Origin of the sequence: Herbidospora sakaeratensis, assembly GCF_001570525.1 — a bacterium.
Lineage (GTDB): Bacteria > Actinomycetota > Actinomycetes > Streptosporangiales > Streptosporangiaceae > Herbidospora > Herbidospora sakaeratensis.
The window spans coordinates 22103-47144 of record NZ_BBXC01000011.1 but is presented as its reverse complement, the minus strand read 5'-3'; the positions used below and the strand labels follow the sequence as shown (position 1 = coordinate 47144).

At 70.0% G+C, this 25042-nt stretch carries 24 protein-coding genes; 19 read left to right on the top strand and 5 right to left on the bottom strand.

Features of this window, described 5'->3' with window-relative positions:
* The first annotated feature begins 17 nt into the window (after positions 1–17).
* Genes purN through AW271_RS16170 form a run of 3 tightly spaced genes read left to right on the top strand, consistent with a single transcriptional unit; the run spans position 18 to position 3059 of the window.
* Positions 18–626, top strand: a complete 609-nt coding sequence (gene purN, locus AW271_RS16180; RefSeq protein WP_062337619.1) for a phosphoribosylglycinamide formyltransferase — start codon at positions 18–20, stop codon at positions 624–626.
* Positions 627–648: 22 nt separating this feature from the next.
* Positions 649–2190: a bifunctional phosphoribosylaminoimidazolecarboxamide formyltransferase/IMP cyclohydrolase gene (gene purH, locus AW271_RS16175; protein ID WP_062337617.1), complete on the top strand. Its 1542-nt coding sequence runs from the start codon at positions 649–651 to the stop codon at positions 2188–2190.
* 8 nt (positions 2191–2198) lie between these two features.
* On the top strand, positions 2199–3059 hold the full coding sequence (locus AW271_RS16170; RefSeq protein WP_062337616.1) for a bifunctional methylenetetrahydrofolate dehydrogenase/methenyltetrahydrofolate cyclohydrolase: 861 nt from the start codon (positions 2199–2201) through the stop codon (positions 3057–3059).
* A 56-nt stretch (positions 3060–3115) separates the two neighbouring features.
* Here the strand turns inward: AW271_RS16170 and AW271_RS16165 are convergent, their stop codons facing one another.
* Positions 3116–3778 carry an FHA domain-containing protein gene (locus AW271_RS16165; RefSeq protein WP_034383225.1) on the bottom strand — a complete coding sequence of 221 codons (663 nt, stop codon included), beginning with the start codon at positions 3776–3778 and terminating at the stop codon, positions 3116–3118.
* 181 nt (positions 3779–3959) lie between these two features.
* Here AW271_RS16165 and AW271_RS16160 point away from each other — a divergent pair, with 181 nt between their 5' ends.
* From AW271_RS16160 to AW271_RS16145, 4 genes are all read left to right on the top strand, one after another.
* Positions 3960–5081 carry a citrate/2-methylcitrate synthase gene (locus AW271_RS16160; RefSeq protein WP_062337614.1) on the top strand — a complete coding sequence of 374 codons (1122 nt, stop codon included), beginning with the start codon at positions 3960–3962 and terminating at the stop codon, positions 5079–5081.
* Between the two features lie 56 nt (positions 5082–5137).
* Positions 5138–5452: a DUF3017 domain-containing protein gene (locus tag AW271_RS16155; protein ID WP_062337612.1), complete on the top strand. Its 315-nt coding sequence runs from the start codon at positions 5138–5140 to the stop codon at positions 5450–5452.
* A gap of 49 nt (positions 5453–5501) precedes the next feature.
* The gene (locus tag AW271_RS16150) at positions 5502–6716 is read left to right on the top strand and encodes an NADP-dependent isocitrate dehydrogenase (protein ID WP_062337609.1); all 1215 of its coding nucleotides are present in this window, start codon (positions 5502–5504) and stop codon (positions 6714–6716) included.
* A gap of 102 nt (positions 6717–6818) precedes the next feature.
* Positions 6819–8690 (top strand): serine/threonine-protein kinase, encoded by a 1872-nt coding sequence (locus AW271_RS16145; protein ID WP_062337607.1) that lies wholly within the window; start codon positions 6819–6821, stop codon positions 8688–8690.
* Here AW271_RS16145 and AW271_RS16140 read toward each other — a convergent pair.
* On the bottom strand, positions 8687–9058 hold the full coding sequence (locus tag AW271_RS16140; protein WP_062337605.1) for a hypothetical protein: 372 nt from the start codon (positions 9056–9058) through the stop codon (positions 8687–8689). The genes AW271_RS16145 and AW271_RS16140 overlap by 4 nt on opposite strands.
* A 60-nt stretch (positions 9059–9118) precedes the next feature.
* Between AW271_RS16140 and AW271_RS16135 the strand changes: the two genes are divergently transcribed.
* Positions 9119–9910, top strand: coding sequence for a DUF11 domain-containing protein (locus AW271_RS16135; RefSeq protein WP_157554243.1), 792 nt, complete (start codon positions 9119–9121; stop codon positions 9908–9910).
* Here the strand turns inward: AW271_RS16135 and AW271_RS42865 are convergent.
* Entirely contained in the window at positions 9885–10013 is a 129-nt protein-coding gene (locus tag AW271_RS42865; protein WP_275935762.1) for a hypothetical protein, read from the bottom strand. The two genes, AW271_RS16135 and AW271_RS42865, sit on opposite strands and share 26 nt — an antisense overlap.
* Positions 10014–10055: 42 nt before the next feature.
* A complete protein-coding gene (galE, locus tag AW271_RS16130) occupies positions 10056–10994 on the bottom strand; it encodes a UDP-glucose 4-epimerase GalE (protein ID WP_062337600.1) in 939 nt (312 codons plus the stop codon).
* 111 nt (positions 10995–11105) lie between these two features.
* On the opposite strand from galE, the gene AW271_RS16125 reads away from it, so the two are divergent.
* From AW271_RS16125 to AW271_RS16115, 3 genes are read left to right on the top strand one after another with little or no spacing between them, the layout of a single operon-like run.
* Entirely contained in the window at positions 11106–12395 is a 1290-nt protein-coding gene (locus AW271_RS16125; protein WP_062337598.1) for a hemolysin family protein, read from the top strand.
* Positions 12396–12435: 40 nt separating this feature from the next.
* Complete coding sequence (trpS, locus tag AW271_RS16120) at positions 12436–13443, top strand: tryptophan--tRNA ligase (protein ID WP_062337596.1); 1008 nt, start codon at positions 12436–12438, stop codon at positions 13441–13443.
* 25 nt (positions 13444–13468) lie between these two features.
* On the top strand, positions 13469–14413 hold the full coding sequence (locus AW271_RS16115; protein ID WP_245653074.1) for a YihY/virulence factor BrkB family protein: 945 nt from the start codon (positions 13469–13471) through the stop codon (positions 14411–14413).
* Here AW271_RS16115 and AW271_RS16110 read toward each other — a convergent pair.
* Positions 14401–15501, bottom strand: coding sequence for a D-alanyl-D-alanine carboxypeptidase family protein (locus AW271_RS16110; protein WP_062337594.1), 1101 nt, complete (start codon positions 15499–15501; stop codon positions 14401–14403). The two genes, AW271_RS16115 and AW271_RS16110, sit on opposite strands and share 13 nt — an antisense overlap.
* Before the next feature lie 197 nt (positions 15502–15698).
* Between AW271_RS16110 and AW271_RS16105 the strand changes: the two genes are divergently transcribed.
* From AW271_RS16105 to AW271_RS16070, 8 genes are all read left to right on the top strand, one after another.
* A complete protein-coding gene (locus AW271_RS16105) occupies positions 15699–16871 on the top strand; it encodes a glutamate--cysteine ligase (RefSeq protein WP_062338543.1) in 1173 nt (390 codons plus the stop codon).
* Complete coding sequence (locus tag AW271_RS16100) at positions 16846–18129, top strand: amidohydrolase (protein WP_439648986.1); 1284 nt, start codon at positions 16846–16848, stop codon at positions 18127–18129. Before AW271_RS16105 ends, AW271_RS16100 begins: the two co-directional genes overlap by 26 nt.
* A gap of 156 nt (positions 18130–18285) precedes the next feature.
* Entirely contained in the window at positions 18286–19356 is a 1071-nt protein-coding gene (locus AW271_RS16095; protein ID WP_218008072.1) for a BMP family lipoprotein, read from the top strand.
* Between the two features lie 72 nt (positions 19357–19428).
* Complete coding sequence (locus AW271_RS16090) at positions 19429–20964, top strand: ABC transporter ATP-binding protein (RefSeq protein ID WP_062338539.1); 1536 nt, start codon at positions 19429–19431, stop codon at positions 20962–20964.
* The gene (locus AW271_RS16085; protein WP_062337590.1) at positions 20961–22100 is read left to right on the top strand and encodes an ABC transporter permease; all 1140 of its coding nucleotides are present in this window, start codon (positions 20961–20963) and stop codon (positions 22098–22100) included. The genes AW271_RS16090 and AW271_RS16085 overlap by 4 nt, the downstream gene beginning before the upstream one ends.
* On the top strand, positions 22097–23362 hold the full coding sequence (locus AW271_RS16080; protein WP_062337588.1) for an ABC transporter permease: 1266 nt from the start codon (positions 22097–22099) through the stop codon (positions 23360–23362). Before AW271_RS16085 ends, AW271_RS16080 begins: the two co-directional genes overlap by 4 nt.
* The gene (locus tag AW271_RS16075; protein WP_062337586.1) at positions 23359–23754 is read left to right on the top strand and encodes a cytidine deaminase; all 396 of its coding nucleotides are present in this window, start codon (positions 23359–23361) and stop codon (positions 23752–23754) included. The genes AW271_RS16080 and AW271_RS16075 overlap by 4 nt, the downstream gene beginning before the upstream one ends.
* Positions 23754–25037 (top strand): thymidine phosphorylase, encoded by a 1284-nt coding sequence (locus AW271_RS16070; protein ID WP_062337584.1) that lies wholly within the window; start codon positions 23754–23756, stop codon positions 25035–25037. The genes AW271_RS16075 and AW271_RS16070 overlap by 1 nt, the downstream gene beginning before the upstream one ends.
* The last annotated feature ends 5 nt before the right edge of the window (positions 25038–25042 follow it).

The window sequence follows — 25042 nt, the reverse complement described above, 5'->3', positions numbered from 1 at the left end:
CCCCGAAGGAGACCGCTCTGTCTTCCCGGCTCGTGGTCCTCGTCTCGGGTTCGGGGACCAACCTACAAGCCCTTCTCGACGTCGCGGCAGATCCGGCCTACGGAGCGACCGTCGTGGCCGTCGGGGCCGACCGTCCGGCGATCGAGGGGCTGGCCCGCGCCGAACGCGCCGGCCTGCCCACCTTCGCCGAGCGGGTAAGTGATCATACGGCCCGCGAGGCGTGGGATTCCGCCCTGGCCGAGAAGATCGCCGAGCACAAACCCGATCTGGTGGTGTCGGCCGGGTTCATGAAGATCCTCGGCCCGGCCGTGCTGTCGCGGTTCACGGTGGTCAACACCCACCCGGCGCTCCTCCCGGCCTTTCCCGGCGCCCACGCCGTGCGCGACGCGCTCGCCTACGGTGTGAAGGTCACCGGCTGCACCGTTCACCTGGTCGACGACGGGGTCGACACCGGCCCGGTGATCGCCCAGACGGCGGTGCCCGTCGAAGACGGCGACGACGAGGCGACGCTCCACGAGCGCATCAAGGGCGTCGAGCGCGGGCTGCTGGTCGAGGTGGTCGGGCGGATGGCCCGCGAGGGCTGGCGGGTCTCCGGGCGCACGGTGCGCCTCGGCACGACCCTCTGAACAGAACACAGGAGGCTACACAGTGACTCGGATCGCCATCCGGCGCGCGCTGATCACGGTTTACGACAAGACCGGCCTGGAAGACCTCGCGCGAGGCCTCGAAGCGGCGGGCGTGGAGATCGTCTCGACCGGCGGCACGGCCGCCGCCATCGCCGCCTACGGCATCCCGGTCACGAAGGTCGAGTCGCTGACGGGCTTTCCCGAGTGCCTCGACGGCCGGGTGAAGACCCTCCACCCGCGCGTGCACGCCGGGCTGCTGGCCGACGGCGCCAACCCCGATCACGTCACCCAGCTCGAAGAGCTGGAGATCGAGCCGTTCCAGCTCTGTGTGGTCAACCTCTACCCGTTCCGCGAGACGGTCGCCTCGGGCGCCTCCGACGCCGACTGCGTGGAGAAGATCGACATCGGCGGCCCGGCGATGATCCGCGCCGCCGCCAAGAACCACGGCACGGTCGCCGTGGTCGTCGACCCGCGCGCCTACCCCTCGGTGCTGGCCGCGATCGACGAGGGCGGCTTCACCGTCACCGAGCGCCGCCGCCTGGCCGCCACCGCCTACGCCCACACCGCCGGCTACGACGTGGCCGTGGCCTCGTGGTTCGCCAACGTCTACGCCCCCGAAGGCGAGTGGCCGACCTTCATGGGCGCCGACTGGACCCTCAAAGACGTGCTGCGTTACGGTGAGAATCCCCACCAGCGCGCCGCCCTCTATTCGACGGGCTCCGGCGGCCTGGCGGGCGCGCAGCAGCTGCACGGCAAGGAGATGTCCTACAACAACTACGTCGACGCCGATGCCGCCTGGCGCTCGGCCTGGGACTTCGACGCCCCGGCCGTCGCGATCATCAAGCACGCCAACCCGTGCGGCATCGCGGTGGGCGACGACGTCGTCGAGGCGCACCGCAAGGCCCACGAGTGCGACCCGGTCTCGGCCTACGGCGGTGTCATCGCGGTCAACCGCGAGGTCACCAAGGAACTGGCCGAGCAGATCGCGCCCATCTTCACCGAGGTGGTCGTGGCGCCGTCGTTCGCCGACGAGGCCCTGACCGTGCTCAAGGAGAAGAAGAACCTGCGGCTGCTGGCCTGCCCGCAGGGCCCCCGGAACGCCGCCGAGTTCCGGCGCGTCGACGGCGGCCTGCTGGTGCAGACCGTCGACCGTGTCGACGCGCCCGGCGACGGCGTCGCGGGGTGGGAGCTGAAGGCCGGTCCGGCGGTCTCCGCCGAGACGCTGGCCGATCTCGAGTTCGCCTGGAAGGCCGTTCGCTCGGTCAAGTCGAACGCGATCCTGCTGGCCCGCGACGGCGCCTCGGTCGGCGTCGGCATGGGCCAGGTCAACCGGGTCGACTCGGCGCGCCTGGCGGTCACCCGGGCGGGGGAGCGGGCGGCCGGTTCGGTGGCCGCCTCCGACGCCTTCTTCCCGTTCGCCGACGGCCTGCAGGTGCTGGTCGACGGCGGCGTGACCGCGATCGTGGAGCCGGGCGGCTCGATCCGTGACGACGAGGTCATCGCGGCGGCGCAGGCGGCCGGGGTGAGTCTCTACTTCACCGGCACGCGTCATTTCTTTCACTAGGAGGGGCGATGAGCGCAGGGATTCTCGACGGCAAGGCCACCGCGGCCAAGATCAAGCTCGACCTGGCGCTGCGCGTCGGCAAGCTCGCCGAGACGGGCGTCACGCCGGGCCTGGGCACGGTGCTGGTCGGCGACGACCCGGCCAGCCACATCTACGTCGCGAGCAAGCACCGCGACTGCGCCGAGGTCGGCATCAACTCGATCCAGCGTGAGCTGCCCGCCGACGCCACGCCGGGCCAGGTCGAAGACGTCATCGACGAGCTCAACGCCGACCCGGCCTGCAACGGCTACATCGTGCAGCTGCCGCTGCCCCGGCACCTCGACACGATGGCGCTGCTGGAGCGCATCGACCCGGCCAAGGACGCCGACGGCCTCCACCCGGTCAATTTGGGCAAACTGGTGCACATGGTCGACGCCCCGCTGCCGTGCACCCCGCGCGGCGTGGTGCACCTGCTGCGCGAGTTCGACGTGCCGATCAACGGCGCCGAGGTCGTGGTGATCGGCCGCGGCATCACGGTCGGCCGTCCGCTTGGCCTGCTGCTCACCCGCCGCACCGAGAACGCCACCGTCACCCTGTGCCACACCGGCACGCGTGACCTGGCCGACCACGTCAGGCGGGCCGACATCGTCGTGGCGGCGGCCGGGGTGCCCGGTCTGATCACCGCCGAGATGGTGAAGCCGGGGGCGGCCGTGCTCGACGTCGGTGTGTCACGGGTCGACGGGAAGATCGCCGGCGACGTCGCGCCCGACGTCGCCGAAGTCGCCGGGTGGGTCGCGCCCAATCCCGGCGGTGTCGGACCGATGACCCGCGCCCTGCTGCTGACCAATGTGGTCGAGGCCGCGGAGCGGGACGCGGGTCTGCTGAGCTAGAAAGCGGAGACCCCTCGCCGAGCTCCGCGACCCGTCAGCCGGTCATCGGCTCGCCGTCAACTCGCCCGGCGCCCGGCAGCGGGCGCCGAGGCGGGATGCGCCGGAGTTCCGCTCCCTTCGGTCGCCCGCTGTGGCGGGACGACCGGGGTCGGGCGGACCAGTCCGAGCGCTACCACCTCGTTGGCGAGGCGGGTGCGCCGGTTGGTGCCCTCGGGAATGCGGAACTTCTGGTAGAGCCGCAGCAGGTGCTGCTTCACCGCGGCCTCCGTGACGACCAGGTCGTCGGCGATCTCGCGTGCGGTCGCGGGCGCCACGAACGCTTCGTCCGACAGCGCCGGCCGACAGAGCGACGTCAGCACGTCGACCTCGCGCCGGGTGAGCTCGGGTGCGGCGGCCCGCCGCAACTCGACCTCTGGCGCCAGGTCTTCGCGAGGTATCCCGCCGACGCGCGCGCGGGCGGCGCCGAACGAGACGACGTCGCCGTCGTCGAGGACCCTCCGGGCGATCGGCCTGCCGTTCACCCGTGTGCCGTTGCGGGACAAGCCCAGGTCAACGACATACAGGTAAGGTCCCCGCCTGACGAACTCGGCGTGTAAACGCGACACGCTCGGGTCTGTCAGCCGGATGTCGGCGCCTCGGCCCCGGCCGATCGTGGTGATCTCGGGGCGCAAGGGCACCACCTCGCCGGTGTCCTCAATCCGTATGAACGGCCCCTCCACGGCAGTTCCTCCCCAGGTAGCCCGCCGTTACTTTCACATCAGCTGCGGCTTACCCAAACGTGGGGATCGGGAATCGCCTTTGCCTTGACCAGAATCGGCGCCTAGGTGGTCGGGAACTCCGGAGGGGTGCCTCAGCAGCTCACGGGTAGACTTTCGCGGTAGATAAGCGGAGGAAACACTCATGGCAGACAAGCCCACCAAAGGCCTCGCCGATGTCGTCGCCGCGTCAACAGCGCTCAGCGACATCGACGGCAAGGCCGGTCTGTTGTTCTACCGCGGATACGACATCCACGACCTGGCCGGCCGTACGACATTCGAGGAAACCGCCCACCTTCTCCAGCACGGCACCCTCCCGAACCGCGACCAGCTCGCCGACTACGGCGCGGAACTCGTGCGGGGGCGCGCGCTCGGCAGTCTCGTCGAGCAGAACGTCGTGGAGATCGCCGAGAAGCAGGAGCCCATGGAGGCCCTGCGCACGCTGCTCTCACTGACCAGCGCCGACGATCCCGACAAGGACTCCAACGCCGCCGACGCGAACCTGCGCAAGGCGGCTCGGCTGACGGCGCTGCAGCCGATCCTGGTGGCCCGCTTCCACGCGGCCCGCCGGGGCGTGGAGGCCCCCGAGCCCGATCCCGACAAGTCGATCGCGGCCAACTTCCTGCGCCAGATCACCGGCAAGGAGCCGACGCCCCGGGAAGTCGAGATCTTCGACGAGTGCCTGGTGCTGCACGCCGACCACACGATGAACGCCTCGACGTTCGCCGCCCGGGTCTGCGCGGCCACCCTGTCGGACATGCACTCGGCCGTGGTCGCCGCCATCGGCACCCTCAAGGGGCCGCTGCACGGCGGGGCCAACGAGCAGGTCATGCGCACCCTGGAGATGATCGACCCGGCCGGGGTCGCCGACGCGGTCCGCGCCAAGCTCGCCGGCGGCGAGAAGATCATGGGGTTCGGCCACCGGGTCTACAAGACCGAGGACCCCCGCGCCACCCACCTGCGCCGCCTGTCGGAGGAGCTGGGCGAAGCGTCCGGCGACGACACCTACTATCGGATGTCGAAGGAGATGGAGGAGGTCGTCTTCGCGGAGAAGGGCCTCTACCCCAACGTCGACTTCTACGCCGCGACGGTCTACCACTTCCTCGGCATCCCGACCGACCTGTTCACCCCGGTGTTCTCGGTCAGCCGGATGGCGGGGTGGACCGCCCACGTCATCGAGCAGCACGCCGACAACCGGCTGATCCGCCCGGACAGCGAGTACATCGGCGCGCGCGAGCAGAAGTGGGTCCACATCGACGAGCGGTGACCAACCGCGATTCTGACTAGAGACGGAAACCGACCATCAACACCAACGCGAGGCGCATGGCCTGGGGGGCCTACGTCATGGTGGCCGCGGGAGCGGCCACCGGGCTGATCCTCATCGCCGTGCTCCCGGAACCCTGGTTGGGCGGCGTCGTGCTCGGCGCCGCCTTTCTCGCGGGCGCGGTGCTGCGACTGCTGCTGCCCCGGCGTCACTCCGGCGGCCTGTCGGTGCGGTCGCGCCTCACCGACACCATCACCCTCACCGTGTTCGGGCTGCTGATGGTGGCGGCCGGGGTCCTGCTGGAGGTCGACCTCCATCCCTCCGACCTCATCGTCGACCAGGTACGCCCGTCCGATAGCCTCGTCGGCCAGTGACCTCAAAAAGGACTCCGGCCATAGTTCGTTCAGAAGGGGAACCCCACGCATGCCCAAGATCAAGGTAGCGGGTCCGGTCGTCGAGCTTGACGGCGACGAGATGACCCGGATCATCTGGCAGTTCATCAAGGACCAGCTGATCCTGCCCTACCTCGACGTCGACCTCAAGTACTTCGACCTCGGCATCGAGCACCGTGACGCCACCGACGACCAGGTCACCATCGACGCCGCGAACGCGATCAAGCAGTACGGCGTCGGCGTCAAGTGCGCGACGATCACCCCCGACGAGGCCCGTGTCGAGGAGTTCGGCCTGAAGAAGATGTGGAAGTCCCCGAACGGGACGATCCGCAACATCCTCGGCGGCGTCATCTTCCGTGAGCCGATCATCATGTCGAACGTGCCCCGCCTGGTGCCCGGCTGGACCAAGCCGATCATCGTGGGCCGTCACGCGTTCGGCGACCAGTACCGCGCCACCGACCTCAAGGTCCCCGGCGAGGGCACGCTGACCCTGACCTTCACCCCGAAGGACGGCAGCGAGCCGATCGAGCTCAACGTCTTCGACTTCCCCGGCGGCGGCGTGGCCATGGCCATGTACAACCTCGACGAGTCGATCCGCGACTTCGCCCGTTCGTCGATGCGCTACGGCCTGTCGCGCAACTACCCGGTCTACCTGTCGACGAAGAACACGATCATGAAGGCCTACGACGGCCGCTTCAAGGACATCTTCGCCGAGGTGTTCGAGAGCGAGTTCAAGGCCGACTTCGAGGCGGCCGGCATCACCTACGAGCACCGCCTGATCGACGACATGGTGGCGGCGTCCCTCAAGTGGGAGGGCGGCTACGTCTGGGCGTGCAAGAACTACGACGGCGACGTCCAGTCGGACACGGTGGCGCAGGGCTTCGGCTCGCTCGGCCTGATGACCTCGGTGCTGATGACCCCCGACGGCCAGACCGTCGAGGCCGAGGCCGCCCACGGCACGGTGACCCGCCACTTCCGCCAGCACCAGCAGGGCAAGCCGACGTCGACCAACCCGATCGCGTCGATCTTCGCCTGGACGCGTGGCCTGCAGCACCGCGGCAAGCTCGACAACCAGCCCGAGGTCATCGACTTCGCGACCAAGCTGGAAGAGGTCTGCGTCGAGACCGTCGAGAGCGGCAAGATGACCAAGGACCTGGCCCTGCTGGTCGGCGGCGACGCCGAGTGGCTGACCACCCAGGACTTCCTCGCCACGCTCGACGAGAACCTCCAGAAGAAGATGGCGTAACCCGCTTCCCCCAGAGCCGCTCGCCTTTCCCCGGTGGGCGGCTCTTGTGTTTGCCGTAAAGTCAGCCTCGCCAATTCATGACGAAAACGGTGGGAATTATTCATGATCGAGCCGCTCGGGTCGGGGGACCCGAAACAGCTCGGTCCCTTCACCCTGTCCGGGCGGATCGGCGAGGGCGGCCAGGGGACCGTCTACCTCGGCACCGATGCCTCGGGTGAGCGGGCCGCGGTGAAACTGCTGCACGTCAAGTTCTCCGGCGACGCGATGGCCCGATCCCGCTTCGCGCGGGAGTTACGGGCGGCCGAGCGGGTCGCCAGTTTCTGCACGGCCAGGGTGATCGCCGCCGATCTCGAGGGTGACACCCCGTACATCGCCAGCGAGTACATCGACGGCCCGTCGTTGCGCGAGCAGATCGACCAGGCGGGGCCGATGAGCGGCGACGACCTCGAACGGCTCGCTGTCGGCACGGCGACCGCGCTGACCGCCATCCACCAGGCGGGCATCATCCACCGCGACTTCAAGCCCGACAACGTGCTGCTGGCCACCGACGGGCCCCGGGTGGTCGACTTCGGCATCTCCCGCATCCTCGACTCGACCGGCACGATCACCAGCCGGGCGATCGGCACGCCGGCGTACATGGCGCCCGAACAGGTCTCCGGGGACGACGTCGGAGCCTTCACCGACGTGTTCGCGTGGGGCGCGACGATCGCCTACGCCGCCACCGGGCAGGCCGCGTTCGGGGCGAAGTCGATCGCGGCGGTGCTGAACCGGATCCTCAACCACGACGTCGACCTGACCCCGCTGCCCGAGCCGCTGCGCGGCGTGGTGGCGGCGAGTGTGAGCAAGCGGCCGGCCGACCGGCCGACGGCGGGGCAGATCCTGCTGCGGCTGCTCGGCCATCCCGAGACCGGTGACGCCTCGACCGTGGTGATGACCCAGGGCGCCCTGGTGGCCAACCCCGAGACCGGCCCGTTCCCGGTGGTGAAGGACCTCGTGCAGGACGCCGCGAGCAGGGAGGCCGACGAGGACACCCGGGCGTTCCGGCTGCCCGCGCCGCCGCAGAAGCCGCCGTCGAAGCGGACCAAGTGGTGGTTGCCCGCCTCCATGGCGGCCGCCGCCGCGCTGGTGCTCGGCGGGGTCGCGGTCGTGGTGACGTTGATGGTCAACTCGCCCGACGGCGTCCCGAAGGCCAGCCCGGCGCCGAGCCGGTCCGGTCCCTACACGTCGGTGCTGGAGAAGGCCGAGCGGACCGGGAAGCTCGTGATCGGGGTCAAGGGCGACCTGCCCGGTGTGGGCTTCGGTCCCGGCGACGAGTCGCCGACGGGGTTCGAGGTCGAGGTCGGGCGTTACCTCGCCAAGGAGCTCGGCGCGACGAGCGTGGAGGTCCGGGAGGTGACGGCGTACACCCGGGTGCAGGCGCTGACCAGCGGCGCGGTCGACCTGGTGGTGGCGACCTACGCCTGGGAGACGGCCAAGAACGACTGGGCCACCCTCGCGGGCCCCTACTACCAGGCGCGCAACGACGTGCTGGTGGTCGACGACTCCAATATCAGGTCGGCCGCCGACCTGCGGGGCAAGCGGTTGTGCGTGCGGCCCGGCACCAACGCCGCCGAGATCCAGAAATGGCTCGCCGGCCAGGGGATCGCCATGACCTCGGTCAAGGGCACCGACGCGGGTCAGTGCATGGACATGTTGCGGACCGGCCAGGTCGACGCCTTCCCCGGCGACGACATCATGCTCGCCGGGTTCGCCAACCGGGAGCCGGTGAAGTACCGGGTGCTCGGCCTCGGCGTCGGGTCGGCCCGTTATTCGGTCGGGGTACCGAAGGGCGACTTCGAGACCTGTGAGGCGGTCCGGCACGCCATCGTCAAGCTCTTCGACTCGGGCACCGCGCGCAGCCTGCTGACCAGGTTCTTCGGCAACGCCGTCTTCACCCCCGATCGGAGCATCCCGGTCAAGGTGCCCTGCCGTTAGTCGCGCCGCCGGGGGCGCAGCAGCAGGACGATCATCACCAGGATCTCCAGCGCGAACGCCGCCCCCATCACCGTCGGCGTCAGCCACTCGGCGTGGGCGGGGCAGGTGGTCCGGAACGGGGTGCCGTCGACCACGACCGTCTCGCAGTCGAACAGGACGAGCGGCACGACGTACACCCACAACACGCCCAGCGGCCACACCAGCAGGCCGAGCGCCTTCTCCCACGGACGCCAGCGGCGGGAGGCCAGCAACATGTAGGCGCCCGCGAGCCAGCCGACGACGAACAGCACCCCGCCGAAGGTCAGCAGCAGGATCGTGGTGACGTCGTAGAGCAGGGCGCGGACTTTGCCGTCCCGTGTCCCTTCCATGGGGTCGACGGTAGCGTGTCCGAACGATCATCTCGACGCCCCGCACGTTCAATGGGTGCCATGCGTCGATGGATGGTCGCGGGGGTCGCGTTCCTTGCCTCAGGGACCCTCGCCGGTCCCGCGCTGGCGGCCGGGCCCGGCGGGCACGAGGGCCAGTGGGGCGGAGCCGACCTGTCGGTGTCGATCGAGGCCCACCCGAAGGTCGCCCAGCCGGGGCAGCCGCTGACCTACAGCGTCCAGGTGAAGAACCTCGGTCCGGGCGACGCGGTGCTGCCGACGCTGACGGTCCGCGTCCCGACGGACTTCACGATCGTGACCGTGGACGTCGCCGAGTGCCGGCCCGGACGCGGCCTGTCGGAGGTCGTGTGCCGCTCGCCCAAGGACGTCGCGGCCGGCGAGTCGGGCGGCGTGGTGATCACCGGGGTGGTGCGGCCCAGCGCCCTCGGCCCGCTGCGCGCCCAGGCCCGGCTCACCTCCGAGGTCCTCGACGGCCACGACACCGACAACGAGGCCGAGTCGGTCACCAAGGTCGACGAAGGGGCCGACCTGACCGTGAGACTCTCCGCCGCCCGGCGCGACGGCCACCGCACGACCGTGCACGCGGCGGTCCGCAACAGGGGCCCGCGGGTGGTGCGCGACGCCATGGTCTTCGTCGACGGGGCCCGCTGCGGCGGCCGGACCGGCTGCGTGGTGCCGACGATCCGGCCCGGCGGCACGGCCTGGTTCCGGCTGGCGGTGCGGCGCGGCGAGCGCGCGGTGACGGCGATCGTGCGCTCCCAGGGGCGCGGCGACCGCCATCCCGCCAACAACCAGGCCTCGATGCGGCTCAGGGACAGGGCGGCGTCCCGATGATCATGTGCGCGCCGCCGGTGGCGAACACCACCCCCGCGGCGGAGGCGAGGCTGCCCAGCAGGACGAGCAGCGTGATTCCCGCATATGCCAGCACTCGCCTCATAGTCGAGACCTAATCACATTTTCACGCTGTGAATCCGGACAATTACCGAACTGCTCGCCAGGCGTCCTGGACGATCGAGGTCAGCCCGCTGTGCTCGGGCTGCCAGCCCAGCTCCTTCTGGATCAGGTCGGACGACGCGACCAGCACCGCCGGGTCGCCCGCCCGCCGGGGGGCGATGGACGAGGGGATCGGGTGGCCGGTGACCTCGCGGCAGACGTCGACGACCTGCTGGTTGGAGAAGCCCGCCCCGTTGCCGAGGTTGTAGATCTTGTGGACGCCCCTCTCGCAGGCCGCCAGCGCCAGGAGATGGGCGTTGGCGACGTCGGAGACGTGCACGTAGTCGCGCACGCATGTGCCGTCGGGCGTGGGGTAGTCGCCGCCGAACAGACTGATCGACTCGCGCTCGCCGAGCGCGACCTTGAGCACGTTGGGGATCAGGTGGGTCTCGATCACGTGGCGCTCGCGGTAGCGGCCGTAGGCGCCGGCCACGTTGAAGTAGCGCAGGCTGACGGCGCCGATGCCGTACATCGCGGCGAAGGCGGTCAGGGTGGTGTCGACGGCCAGCTTCGAGGCCCCGTAGGGGTTGGTGGGCCGGGTCGGGTCGGTCTCCCTGATCGGCGTGTTCTCGGGCTCGCCGTAGGTCGCGGCGGTGGAGGAGAAGACGATGTGGCCGACGCCGCCCTTGCGCATGGCCTCCAGGAGCCGCAGCGTGCCCCCGAGGTTGTGCGACCAGTAGAGTGCGGGTTTCTCGACGGACTCGCCGACCAGGCTCCTGGCCGCGAAGTGGAGCACCGCGTCGAACCCAGAGAGGTCGCCCGGCTCCATGAAGGAACCCTCGACGAACCGCGCGCCGTCGGGCACCGCGTCGGCGTGGCCGGTCGACAGGTCGTCGAGCACGGTGACCTCGTGCCCCGCCTCGACGAGCTGCGCCGCGGTCACGCTGCCGATGTAGCCCGCGCCTCCGGTAACCAGTAGCTTCACGTTGGATTCCGTTCGACTATGTTCGTTTTTGTACGACGCCCAGCCTAGCCGCGCACTGAGTACGCTTTCAGGTCTCTCGTCATCGGAAGTCGCCAAGGCGGAAACATTCCAGTGAACAGTCTCGCGGCCAACATCGCCCTCGTCTTGGTGTTCATCCTGATCGGAGGCTACTTCGCGGCAGCCGAGATGGCCCTCGTCTCGCTGCGCGAGAGCCAGGTGCGCCGGCTGGAGAAGCTCGGCCGCCGCGGCGCCCGGGTGGCCAAGCTCGCCCGCGACCCCAACAGGTTCCTGTCGGCGGTCCAGATCGGCGTCACCGTGGCGAGCATGCTCTCGGCCGCCTTCGGCGCCGACAAGCTCGCGGGGGAGCTGAGCCCCGCCCTGGAGGGCTGGGGGCTGCCCGCGTCGGCGGCGCCCCTGGTCGCGCTGCTGGTGGTGACGCTCGCCATCTCGTACGTCTCCCTCGTGCTCGGCGAGCTGGTGCCCAAGCGCCTGGCACTCCAGCGGGCCGAGGGCCTGGCGCTGCTGGTCGCGCCGTTCGTCGACCGGATCGCGGCGTTGTCGCGCCCGGTCATCTGGGGCCTGTCGAAGTCGACCGACGGCGTGGTGCGGCTGCTCGGCGGCAACCCCAAGGCCGACCGCGAGGCGATGACGATAGAGGAACTGCGCGACATGGTGGCCGGGCACGCCGAGCTGACCGCCGACGAGCGGCACCTGATCGCCGAGGTCTTCGCGGCCGGCAAGCGGCAGTTGCGCGAGGTGATGCTGCCGCGTACCGAGGTCGAGTTCATGGCGGCCGACACCACGCTGGCCGAGGCGGCGGTGCTGGTCGCCTCGTTGCCGCACTCGCGCTTCCCCGTCTACCGCAACTCCTACGACGAGGTCGTCGGGTTCGTGCACGTGCGCGACCTGCTCGACCCGGTGCTCACCGGCCGGATCGACCCGATCTCCGAGGTGGTGCCGATCCGCCCGGTCAAGCAGGTGCCCGGCACCAAACGGGTGCTGGCCACCCTGTCGGAGATGCGCGACGAGGGCCACCACCTGGCCATCGTGGTCGACGAGTACGGCGGCACGGCCGGCATCGTCACCCTGGAGGACCTGGTCGAGGAGCTGATCGGCGACATCCGCGACGAGTACGACCACGAGGAGCCCGGCATCCGCCGCATCGCGGGCGACGTCGAGGTCGAGGGCCTGCTCCGGCTCGTCGACGCCCACTCGGAGATCGGCGTCCGGTTCCCCGAGGGGCCCTACGAGACCATCGGCGGTTTCCTGATGGCCCGGCTGGGCCACCTGCCGGAGGTGGGGGAGACCGTGGAGGTGCCCGGAGCCCGCCTGACGGTGACGGAGATGGACGGACGGCGGGTCTCCAGGGTCCGGGTGACCCCCGCCACCCCGGAGGCGTAAATCGTCGCGACCAGGCCGGGGTTGCTGGAAGAATGACGTCATGGCTCGCCCTCGTGTTCTTTCCGGCATCCAGCCCACGTCGGACTCGTTCCACCTCGGCAACTACCTGGGCGCGGTCCGCCAGTGGGTCCCGCTGCAGGAGACCCACGACGCGTTCTACATGGTCGTCGACCTCCACGCGATCACGGTCACGCCGACCGCCGCCGAACTGCGCGCCCGCACCCGCGTCGCCGCCGCACAGCTGTTCGCGTGCGGCCTCGACCCCGAGCGGTCGTCGGTCTTCGTGCAGAGCCACGTGCGGGAGCACGCCGAGCTGGCCTGGATGCTCATCTGCATGACCGGCATGGGCGAGGCCGGCCGGATGACCCAGTTCAAGGACAAGTCGGCCAAGTACGGCGAGGGTTCGGCCTCGGTGGGCCTGTTCACCTACCCGATCCTGCAGGCCGCCGACATCCTGCTCTACCAGACCGACCAGGTCCCGGTGGGCGCCGACCAGAAGCAGCACATCGAGCTGACCCGCGACCTCGCCCAGCGCTTCAACACGCGCTACGGGGCGAAGACCTTCACGCTGCCCAACCCGTACATCGTGAAGGAGGTCGAGAAGATCACCGATCTGCAGGATCCGACCGCCAAGATGTCGAAGTCGTCGTCGAGCCCGCAGGGCATCCTCGACGTCCTGGAGGAGCCGGGCACGCTGCGCAAGAAGGTCATGCGGGCGGTCACCGACACCGGCAGCGAGATCGTCGCCGACGACGAGAACAAGCCGGGCGTCACCAACCTGCTGCGCATCCTGTCGGCGCTGACCGGCACGACCATCGCCGACCTCGAGGCGCGCTACGTCGGCGCCGGCTACGGCACCTTCAAGAAGGACGTCGCCGAGGCCGTCATCGAGACCTTCGCCCCGATCCGCGAGCGGGCCGAGAAGCTGCTCGCCAACGAGGCCGAGCTCGACCGCATGCTGGCGGTCGGCGCGGCCAAGGCCCGCGCGGTGGCCCAGGAGACCATGGAGAAGGCGCGCGACGCGATGGGCTTCCTGCCGACTCACTGAGCCTCCCCGGGGTAGTACCCCCGGCGTGATCAGCTCGTTGACCAGGCGGGTCGAGGCCGTCAAGGCGTGGACCCGCGACCAGACCGAGCGCGCCCGCATCCGCTGGCGGTGGGTCGACCATCTCATCCGGACGGTCCACCGCTACCAGATCATGCACGGCGACCGGCTGGCCGGCGCGGTGACCTACTTCGCGTTCCTGTCGTTCTTCCCGATCATCGCGCTGGCCTTCGCGGTGTTCGGCTACGTCGTCACCTTCCGGCCCGACGCGCTGACCACCCTGAACCAGGCGATCAACGAGCAGCTTCCGGGCCTGGCCGACAAGCTCAACCTGAGCTATCTGGCCGAGGCCCGCAGCGCCGCCACGATCATCGGCCTCATCGGCCTGCTCTACTCCGGCCTCGGCGCGGTCGACACGCTGCGCACGGCCCTGCGTGACATCTGGATGAACCGCGAACCTCCGGTCAACTTCTTCCTCGCCAAGCTCTACGACCTGATCGCGCTGATCCTCATCGGCCTGGCGATGATCCTGTCGACCGTCGTCAGCGGCGCGGCGGGCGGCGCGGCCGGTCTGATCGCCGGCTGGCTCGGGGTGGGGGAGTCGTGGCTCGGCTCGGCCGGGCTGGCGGCGGCCGGCATCGCGGCCTCGCTGGCCGCCGACACCCTGGTCTTCCTCGTGATGTTCGGCTGGCTGGCCCGGCCCGCCCAGCCGTTCCGGGTGATCCTGCGCGGCGCGCTGCTCGGCGCGGTGCTGTTCGGCGTGCTCAAGCAGTTCGCGACGCTGATCCTGGCGCACACCCTGTCGAACAACACGCTCTACGGCACCTTCACCGTCATGGTCGGCCTGCTGTTGTGGATCAACCTGTCGGCCCGGGTGATCTTCTACAGCGCCGCCTGGACGGCCACCGCCACCCTGGGCCCGCCCCCCGAGCCGTCACCGGTCCCGGCCACCCACGACGGCTACGACGTCTGACGCCGCTTGCGGCGGATGCCCCAGCCGAGCAGGCCCACCCCGGCTACCACGCCGCCGCCCAGCACGATCGTGGCCAGCAGGCCCGAGTTCCCGCTCTCCGGCCGGGCCGGCTCGGACACGGCGGCGTTGCCCTCGGGCACCGGCGCGGCCAGGGCCGAGGGCGCGGGCGACGGCTGGACCTCGGGCAGCGGCTCGACCAGGGCGCCCACGGCGGCGTTCTTGCCCCGGTTGGCGAAGCCCCAGTTCATGAGCTGCTCGACGTCCTTCCAGAACGACTCCTCGTGGCGCATGACCGACACGATGATCGTGTGGCCGTCGCGCTTGGCCGCGCCGACGAAGCTGCCGAAGGCCTTGGACGTCCAGCCGTTCTTGACGCCGAGCATGCCGTCGTAGGTCCACAACATCTTGTTGTGGTTGCCGATCTCGTAGTGGCCCTTGGGCGCCGGGAACTTGGCGGTCTTGGTGGAGATGTACTCGCGGAAGTCCTTGAGCTTCAGGCCGGCGCGGGCGATCAGCGCCAGGTCGTACGCCGAGCTGCTCTGCCCCGGCTTGTCGAGGCCGCTGGGGGTCTTGGCGACCGTGTCGTTGGCCTGGAGCTTCCTGGCGACCTCGTTCATGTCGGCGAGGGTGGCCGGGATGCCGCCGTTGGCCTCGGCCAGGGCGTTGGCGCAGTCGTTGCCGCTGACCATCATCAGCGCCCTGAGCAGGTCGTGCACCTTGTAGATCGGCTTGGGCACGAGGCCGACCGCGCTGCCCTCCTCGTTGACGGCGGCGTGGCTGGGCTTGACCGTCTTGTTCTTGTCGAGCCTCGGGATCAGCGTGAGGGCCGTCAGCGCCTTCAGCGTGCTGGCCGGGAGGAACCGGCCGTGGGGGTTCTTGGCCGCCAGCACCTCGCCGGTGTCGGCGTCGGCGATCACGTACGAGCTCGCCTTGGTCTTGGGCGGCGCCTGCACGCCCGCCGGGACGATGATCCCGGAACCGGCCAGCTGAGGGCCGCCGATGGTGTCGGCCGCCAGTGCCGGGACCGCCGGGGTCACCAGGGCGACCGTGAGAACGGCGAGGCCGAGGGCACTCGTACATCTACGCATGTCGCGAAAGATCCCCCAAAGATCGCAGGCGTACGCATTGGACCCTACTGGTTGAAAGACCGTTTGGGGGCAGTTGGCCGATTCGGGATGAGAGGTCACGATGCACAAGGGGCCTTGATCAGATGTGGGCTTTCGGTTTGGCCGATTAACGCCACGTCGGGTGACAGTGCCTGAGACGATGGACTATGGAGGTTGTTGTGCCGATCGAGTTCAATCCGTCCCGCGGTGCGACTCTGGGCGTCGAGTGGGAGCTACAGCTCATCGACACGCACACGCGCAGACTCCGGCAGGACGCGCGCGAGATCCTCGCCGCGGTGCCCGATCTGAGCGAGAACGCCCGGCCCAAGGCCATGCACGAACTCATGCAGTCGCAGATCGAGATCGTGACCGACATCTGCCACACCGCGGCGGAGGCCGTCCAGGATCTGGAGCGGAGCCTGAACCGGCTCCGGGAGGTCGCCGAACCGCGCGGCATCGCGCTGGCCTGCACCGGAACCCATGCGATCAGCGACTGGCGGGACGCGGAGTACTCGCCGAACCAGCGCTACCTCGAACTCGTGGAGGAGATGCAGTGGCTGGCATGGCGCATCCAAACATTCGGCGTACATGTTCACGTCGGAGTGCGGGAACGAGATAAAGTCATTCCCATAGTCAACGCACTTGCGGCCTACCTGCCGCATTTCCTGGCGTTGACGACCTCCAGCCCGTTCTGGGGCGGCCAAGACACCGGGCTCGCCTCCAGTCGGGCAATCGTCTTTGGGGCACTGCCCACGGCCGGGCCGCCGCATTTACTGGCGGACTGGTCGGGGTTCGAGGAATACATGGAGACCCTGATACGTGCCGGCACGATCAAGAGCATCAAGGAAGTGTGGTGGGACATCCGGCCCCACCCCGACTTCGGCACGATCGAGATCCGCATGTTCGACGGCATCCCGACCCTCCGCGAGGTCGGCATGGTGACCGCCCTGTCACAGTGCCTCGTGACACAGTTCGACCAGCAGCTCGACCGGGGCTACAAGCTTCCGAGCCCGGCGGCCTGGGTCGTGCGCGACAACAAGTGGCGGGCCACCCGCTACGGGCTGGACGCCGTCGTCGTCACCGACGACAAGGGCTCGACCGCCCCGCTGCGCGACATGTTGTACGAACTCCAGCGTGAACTCGAACCGGTGGCCGAGCGGCTCGGCTGCGCCGACGAGCTGGCCGTTCTGGGCGACGTGCTCGACCAGGGCAGCTCGTGCGAGCGGCAGCGGGGAATTCTCGCCGCCGGTGGAACTCTTGAAGACGTTGTCGACGCGACCATAACCGAGCTGGCCCAAGACCGGTTCGTCACTGCAAGGAAGGCAGATGGAGCAGATCATGCAGGGACATGATCAGGAGACGGAGTCTCCCGAGGGACATGGTCTGACGGGGGAGCTCGACGCCTTCCTCGCCGCTCACGAGAGTGAGCTGGTCGCGCTGCGCCGCGACATTCACATGCACCCCGAGCTCGCGTTCAACGAGCACCGCACCACCGGCAAGGTCGTCGACCTGCTGAAGGGGGCAGGTCTGGAGCCCCAGATCCTGCCCCGGGGCACCGGCATCCTGTGCGACATCGGTTCGGGCGGCGGCCCCACGATCGGCCTGCGCGCCGACATGGACGCCCTCGCCATGCCCGACGAGAAGGACGTGCCCTACCGGTCCCTCCAGCCCGGCCGCTGCCACGCGTGCGGCCACGACGTGCACACCGCGATCCTCGCGGGCACCGGCGTCTTCCTGGCCCGCCAGGCCGCCGCCGGGTTGCTGCCGGGCCGGGTCCGGCTGATCTTCCAGCCCGCCGAGGAGATCGTCGAGGGCGCCCTCGAGGTCATGGCGGCCGGCGGCATCAGCGGCCTCGACCGGGTGTTCGCGCTGCACTGCGACCCGCGCCTGGAGGTCGGCCAGCTCGGCCTGCGCTCCGGCGGCATCACCGCGGCGTGCGACCGGCTCACCGTCCGCCTGCGCGGGCCGGGCGGCCACACGGCCCGTCCCCACCTCACCGCCGACCTGGTGTACGCCCTCGCGAAGATCGTCACCGAACTCCCCGCGGCGTTGTCCCGCCGGGTCGACCCGCGTTCGTCGTTGTCCCTGGTCTGGGGCCGCGTCCAGGCGGGGTCGGTCGGCAACGTGATCCCCGAGGACGGGGTGATCGAGGGCACCGTCCGGTGCCTGGAGGACGAGGCGTGGCACGCCGCCCCCGACCTGATCAAGGCGCTGCTCGACGGGGTCGCGGGCGCCTACGGCGTGGAGGCCGAGCTCGACTACCGGCGCGGCGTGCCGCCGACGGTCAACGACGCCGCCAGCGTGCAGATGTTCCGCGACGCCGCGATCCAGGTCCTCGGGCCCGACTCGCCCGCCCCGACGTCGCAGTCGCTCGGCGGCGAGGACTTCGCGTGGTACCTGGAGTCGATCCCCGGCGCGCTGGCGCGGCTGGGCGTGAAGACCCCCGGCGACCACCGCGACCTCGACATCCACCAGGCGACCTTCGACGTCGACGAGCGCTGCGTGGGCGTCGGCGTCCGGGTGCTCGCCGCGACGGCCCTGACCGCCCTCTGGGACGGCCAGCGCACGGCGGTCCGCCGGGGCTCCGAGTCGGAGGCCCTACTGGCCTAATCGGTCACAAGGTGGACTGAGCTGCATAACAGGCTGATTGCGGAGCTGTGCTGGCGTTTTGAGCATCCTTCCGGAACAACTATCTTCCGTGCAGGTTGCCGTGCGTTCTGTTCGCGCGTGCGACGGAAGTGAACGTCACGGAAGGGGAGTCCCACCTTGCTCCGCAATCGATTTGGCAAGGTCGTCGCCGGTGCCGCCGCCGGTGCGATGCTGCTTGCCGCCGCCGCCTGTGGCGGCGGCGACACCACCGAGGGCGCCCCCAGCGCCGCGCCGACCGACGGCGCGTCGGCCCCCGCGGCCTCGGGCGTCAAGGTCGGGCTCGCGTACGACATCGGCGGCCGTGGCGACCAGTCCTTCAACGACTCCGCCGCGGCCGGCCTCGACAAGGCCGTGGCCGAGCTCGGCGTCGAGATCAACGAGCTGGAGGCCGGCAACGGCGAGGCCGAGTCGGCCAAGGAGGAGCGCCTGCGGCTGCTCGCCTCGGGCGGCTTCAACCCGGTCATCGCGGTCGGCTTCGCCTACTCCGGGTCGGTCGCCAAGGTCGCGGCCGAGTTCCCCGACACCAAGTTCGCCATCGTCGACGACGAGGCCAACAAGCTCCCCAACGTCTCCAACCTGGTCTTCGCCGAGGAGCAGGGCTCGTTCCTGGTCGGCGCGGCGGCGGCGCTGAAGTCGACCAAGGGCAGCATCGGGTTCGTCGGCGGCGTCGAGGTCCCCCTGATCAAGAAGTTCCAGGCCGGTTACGAGGCGGGCGCCAAGGCCGTCAAGCCGGACATCAAGATCCAGGCCAAGTACCTGACCCAGCCGCCGGACTTCTCCGGCTTCGGCGACCCCGCCAAGGGCAAGACCGCCGCCGAGGGCATGTTCGACGCCGGCGCCGACGTGGTCTACCAGGCCGCCGGCGGTTCGGGCGCGGGCGTCTTCGAGGCCGCCAAGGCCGCGGGCGGCATGGCGATCGGCGTCGACTCCGACCAGGCCAAGACCGCCGACCCGACCGTCGCCGACGTCATCATCACCTCGATGCTGAAGAAGGTCGACGTCGCGGTGTTCGACTTCATCAAGAGCTACACCACCAACTCCGTGGTGGCCGGCTCCAAGGTGTACGACCTCAAGGCGGGCGGCGTCGACTACTCGACGACCGGCGGCAAGGTCGACGACATCAAGACGCAGCTCGACGACTTCAAGGCCAAGATCTCGAGCGGTGAGATCACCGTTCCCAAGGAATAACACGGCGACGTGACGTCGAGAGGCCCGGTGATCACCACCGGGCCTCTTGGCACGCTTACGCAGGAGGCCAGCATCAGCACCGAGACCACCGTCTCCGAGGTCGCCGTCCAGCTTGAGGGGATCACCAAGAGGTTCCCCGGCGTCGTCGCCAACCGCGACATCAGCCTGACGGTCCAAAAGGGGCACATCCACGCCATCGTGGGGGAGAACGGCGCCGGCAAGTCGACCCTCATGAAGATCCTCTACGGCATGCAGCGCCCCGACGAGGGCGAGATCCGCGTCAACGGTTCGCCGGTGACCTTTCACACCCCGGGTGACGCGATCTCCGCCGGAATCGGCATGGTGCACCAGCACTTCATGCTGGCCGACAACCTCACGGTGCTGGAGAACGTGATCCTCGGCAGCGAGCCGAGGAAGGGCGGCCTGGCCCTCGACTTCGCCGCCGCCCGCAAGAAGATCAAAGACCTCTCCGAAGCGTACGGCCTGGGCATCGACCCCGACGTCCTGGTCGAGGACATCGGCGTCGGCACCCGCCAGCGGGTGGAGATCCTCAAGGTGCTCTACCGGGGCGCCCGCATCCTGATCCTCGACGAGCCGACCGCCGTGCTCGTGCCCCACGAGGTCGACGAGCTCTTCGAGAACCTCCACGGACTGGTCCGCGAGGGCATCACCATCATCTTCATCTCCCACCACCTCGACGAGGTGCTGAAGGTCGCCGACGCCATCACGGTCATCCGGCGCGGCACCACCGTCGCCGAGGTCTCCCCCGAGGGCGTGACCGCCCGCCAGCTGGCCGAGCTGATGGTCGGCAGCGAGCTGCCCAGCCCCGAGACCCGCGAGTCGACCGTCACCGACGTGGTCGCGCTCCAGGTCACCGGCCTGACGATCGGCGGCGAGGGCGAGCGCAAGGTGCTCGACGACGTGACGCTGACCATCCACAAAGGCGAGGTCCTGGGCATCGCCGGCGTCGAGGGCAACGGCCAGGCCGAACTGGTCGAGGCCGTCATGGGCATCCGGCCGTCCACCGGCACGATCACGCTGGCCGGCGAGGAGATCACCTCCTGGACGACCCTGCGCCGCCGCGAGGCGGGCATCGGCTACATCCCCGAAGACCGCCACCGCCACGGCCTGCTCCTGGAAGCCCCTCTCTGGGAGAACCGGATCCTCGGCCACATGAAGGAGAAGGTCAACGTCCGGGGCTGGTGGATCAACCGCAAGGGCGCCCGCGCCGACACCGAGCGCATCGTGCGTGACTACGACGTGCGCACCCCCGGGATCGACGTCGACGCCGCCGCCCTGTCGGGCGGCAACCAGCAGAAGCTCATCGTCGGCCGGGAGATGAGCGGCGAGCCCAAGCTGCTCATCGCCGCCCACCCCACCCGGGGCGTCGACGTCGGCGCGCAGGCGGCCATCTGGGACCACCTGCGGACCGCCCGCGCGGCCGGGCTCGCGGTGCTGCTCATCTCGGCCGACCTCGACGAGCTGATCGGCCTGTCCGACTGGCTCAAGGTCATCCACCGCGGGGCGATCGTCGCCGAGTTCGACCCCGCGACCGTCACCCCCGAACAACTCGGCTCGGCCATGACGGGCGCCGGGGAGGAAGCATGACCTCGTCATTCACCGACCGTCTGCTCGGGCGGGTGAAGCTGAGCGGCTGGGTGTCGCTGGCCGCGCCGGTCCTGGCGATCGTGTTCGCCGGGGTCGTCACCTCGATCGTGCTGGCCCTCACCGGCAACCCGGTGTTCGACACGCTCACCACGATGGTCGACTACGGCTCCCAGCCCCGGTCGCTCGTGCTGATCCTGAACAACGCCACGACCTACTACCTGTCGGCGCTCGCGGTGGCCCTCGGGTTCCGGATGAACCTGTTCAACATCGGCGTCGACGGCCAGTACCGCCTCGCGGCGCTGGTCGCGGCGGCGGTCGGCGGCGCGGTGACGCTCCCGGCGCCGTTCCACCCGATCCTGATCATCCTGGTCTCGATGCTGGTCGGCGCGGCCTGGGCGGGCATCGCGGGCGTGCTGAAGGCGACGCGGGGCGTCAGCGAGGTCATCTCGACCATCATGCTGAACACCATCGCGACCGGTCTGGGCGCCTACCTGCTGGCCCAGTGGGCGGTCCCGGTCGCCGGCAGCAACAACATCGGCACCCCGCCGATCGCCGAATCGGCCCGCATCGACGGCTTCGCATTCGTCCCCGGTTCCTCGCTCAAGGTGTTCGGCCTCATCTTCCTGGCCGTCGCCGTCGGCATCGGCTTCCATCTGCTGCTGAACAAGACCCGCTTCGGGTTCGACCTGCGCGCCACCGGCCGCTCCGAGCAGGCCGCCGTGGCCAGCGGGGTCAACGTCAAACGTATGGTCGTGTACGCCATGCTGATCTCGGGCGGCATGGCCGGGCTCATCGGCATGCCCCAGTTGCTCGGGGCGTCGTACAGCTACAGCCTGGACTTCCAGCCCGGTCTCGGCTTCACCGGCATCGCCATCGCGCTGCTGGGCCGCAACAATCCGGTGGGCATCGCGTTCGGCGCGTTGTTGTGGGCGTTCCTGGACGTCTCGGCCAACATCCTCGGCCTCCACAAGATCTCGCCGGAGATCGTCACGATCATGCAGGGCGTCATCGTGTTGTCGGTGGTCATCGCGTACGAGCTCGCGCACCGCTACCGCGGCGTCGCCGAGCAGAAGCGGGTCAGCCGGGAGCTGGCCGGCGCCGCGTCCACCCCGCAGAAGGAAGGAGCGTCGGCGTGACCACCACCGCAACGGCCGCCCCCGCCGCCGCGCCCCCTGCGCGGAAGTTCAAGCTGACCTGGCAGGTGCTGCTCCTCGGCCTGCTGGCGCTGCTGTTCCTGCTGTCGGTCGCCCGGGTGCTGACCGGCGCCAACGACATCACCTCGGGCGGCGCGATCGGCGCGGCCCTGATGGCGGCCGTCCCGATCGGTCTGGCGGGCCTCGGCGGCCTGTGGTCGGAGCGGGCGGGCGTGGTCAACATCGGCCTCGAGGGCATCATGATCCTCGGCACCTGGTTCGGCGCGTGGGGCGCGATCGTGACCGGGAACGCCTGGGTCGGCGTGCTGGCGGGCGCGATCGGCGGGGCGCTGGGCGCGGCCCTGCACGCCGTCGCGACCGTGACCTTCGGCGTCGACCACGTCGTGTCGGGCGTGGCGCTGAACATCCTGGGCCTGGGCGTCACCAAGTACCTGTCGACGCTGGTCTTCGCCGACATGGCGGGCGGCGGCGACACCCAGTCGCCGCGCATCCCGGCCCTGCAGACGGTGAGCATCCCGGGCATCGGCGACCCGCTGCGCGACCTGGAGGGCAGGCACTGGTTCTTCCTGTCCGACCTGGCCGGGGTGCTGCGCGGGCTCACCCAGAACGTGTCGCTGTTCACGCTGCTGGGCGTGCTGCTCGTACCGCTGACCTTCTGGCTGCTCTGGCGCACCGCCTTCGGACTGCGCCTGCGGTCGGTCGGCGAGCGGCCGGTCGCGGCCGAGTCGCTCGGCGTGAACGTCTACTTCTACAAGTACGTCGCGGTACTGGCCTCGGGCGTCTTCGCCGGCCTCGGCGGGGCGTTCCTCGCGATCGTCGCCGCGGGCACCTACCGTGAGGGTCAGACCGGTGGACGCGGCTTCATCGGCCTGGCGACGGTCATCTTCGGCAACTGGCGTCCGGGCGGCCTGGCGGCCGGCGCGGGGCTGTTCGGCTACACCGACGCGCTCCAGCTGCGGCAGGGCGGCACCTCGGTGCACGCGCTGCTGCTGGTCGTGGCGCTGCTGCTGGTGGCGGTGGCGATCTGGCAGTTCGTGAAGCAGCAGCGGTCGCGGGCCGCCCTGCTGACGGGTGTCGCGGCCATCGCGGTCCTGGTGGTCTTCGCGGTCACCGACACGATCCCCGAGCAGTTCACGTCGTTCACGCCGCACCTGACGACGCTGCTGGTGTTGTCGCTGGCCTCGCAACGGCTGCGGATGCCGGCCGCCGACGGGCTGCCTTATCGGAGGGGACAGGCGAAATGACGCGAATCGACTGGGACGCCTTGCGCGCCGCGGCGGGGGAGGCCATGCGGAACGCGTACGCGCCGTACAGCCACTTCCCCGTGGGCGCGGCGGCGCTGGTGGACGACGGCCGGATCGTGACCGGCTGCAACGTGGAGAACGCCTCCTACGGCATCGGCCTGTGCGCCGAGTGCGGCCTGGTGTCGGCTCTGCACGCCTCGGGCGGCGGCCGGCTGGTGGCGTTCACCTGCGTCGACGGGCACGAGGAACTGCTGATGCCGTGCGGGCGCTGCCGTCAGCTGCTGTTCGAGCACGGCGGCCCCGAACTGCTGGTGGAGACGCCGGAGGGGCCGTGGCCGATGGCGAAGTTCCTGCCGTTCGCCTTCGGGCCTGACGATCTTTCGGGGAAGTAATGGCATTCGACGCGATCGACATCATCGTCACCAAACGTGACAGGGGCGAGCTTTCGGCCGCCCAGATCGACTGGGTGATCGACGCCTACACGTCCGGTTCGATCGCCGACGAGCAGATGTCGTCCCTGGCGATGGCCATCCTGCTGAACGGGATGAACCGCCGCGAGATCGCCGACTGGACCGCCGCGATGATCCGCTCGGGCGAGCGCATGGACTGGTCGATGCTCGACCGCCCGACGGCCGACAAGCACTCGACCGGCGGCGTCGGCGACAAGATCACCCTGCCGCTGGCTCCGCTGGTGGCGGCGTGCGGCGCGTACGTCCCGCAGTTGTCGGGCCGGGGCCTGGGCCACACCGGCGGCACGCTCGACAAGCTGGAGTCGATCCCCGGCTGGCGGGCGTCGCTCTCGAACGAGGAGATGCTCGCCGTCATCCGTTCGGCGGGCGCGGTCGTCTGCGCGGCCGGTTCGGGCCTGGCCCCCGCCGACAAGAAGTTGTACGCCCTGCGCGACGTGACCGGCACGGTCGAGTCGATCCCGCTGATCGCCTCCTCGATCATGTCCAAGAAGATCGCCGAAGGCACCGGCTCGCTGGTCCTGGACGTCAAGGTCGGCTCCGGCGCGTTCATGAAGAACGTGGCCGACGCCCGCGAACTGGCCCGCACGATGGTCGAACTGGGCACCGACGCCGGCGTGCGCACCGTGGCCCTGCTGACGGCCATGGACCGCCCGCTGGGCCTGAAGATCGGCAACGCCCTGGAGGTCGAGGAGTCGATCGAGGTGCTGTCCGGCGGCGGCCCGTCCGACGTGGTCGACCTGACGCTGACGCTGGCCAGGGAGATGCTGGAGGCGGCCGGGGTGTCGGGCAAGGACCCGGCCGACGCGCTGAAGGACGGCTCGGCCATGGACGCCTGGCGGCGCATGATCACCGCCCAGGGCGGCGACCCCGACGCCCTGCTGCCCCGCGCCGCCGAGACGATGGAGATCACCGCCCCGGCCTCGGGCGTGCTGACCACCCTCGACGCCCTGGGCGTCGGCGTGGCCGCGTGGCGTCTGGGCGCGGGCCGCGCCCGCAAGGAGGACCCGGTGTCGTTCGGCGCGGGGATCGTCCTGCACGCGAAGCCGGGCGACATCGTCCGGCAGGGCCAGCCGCTGATGACCCTGCACGCCGACGAGACGTCCCGGTTCGAGCGGGCGCTGGAGTCGCTGGACGGCGCTTACGAGGTGACCGAGAACACCGACCCGGGTCTGCTGCCCCTGGTCGTGGAGCGCATCACCGCCTGAAGCAC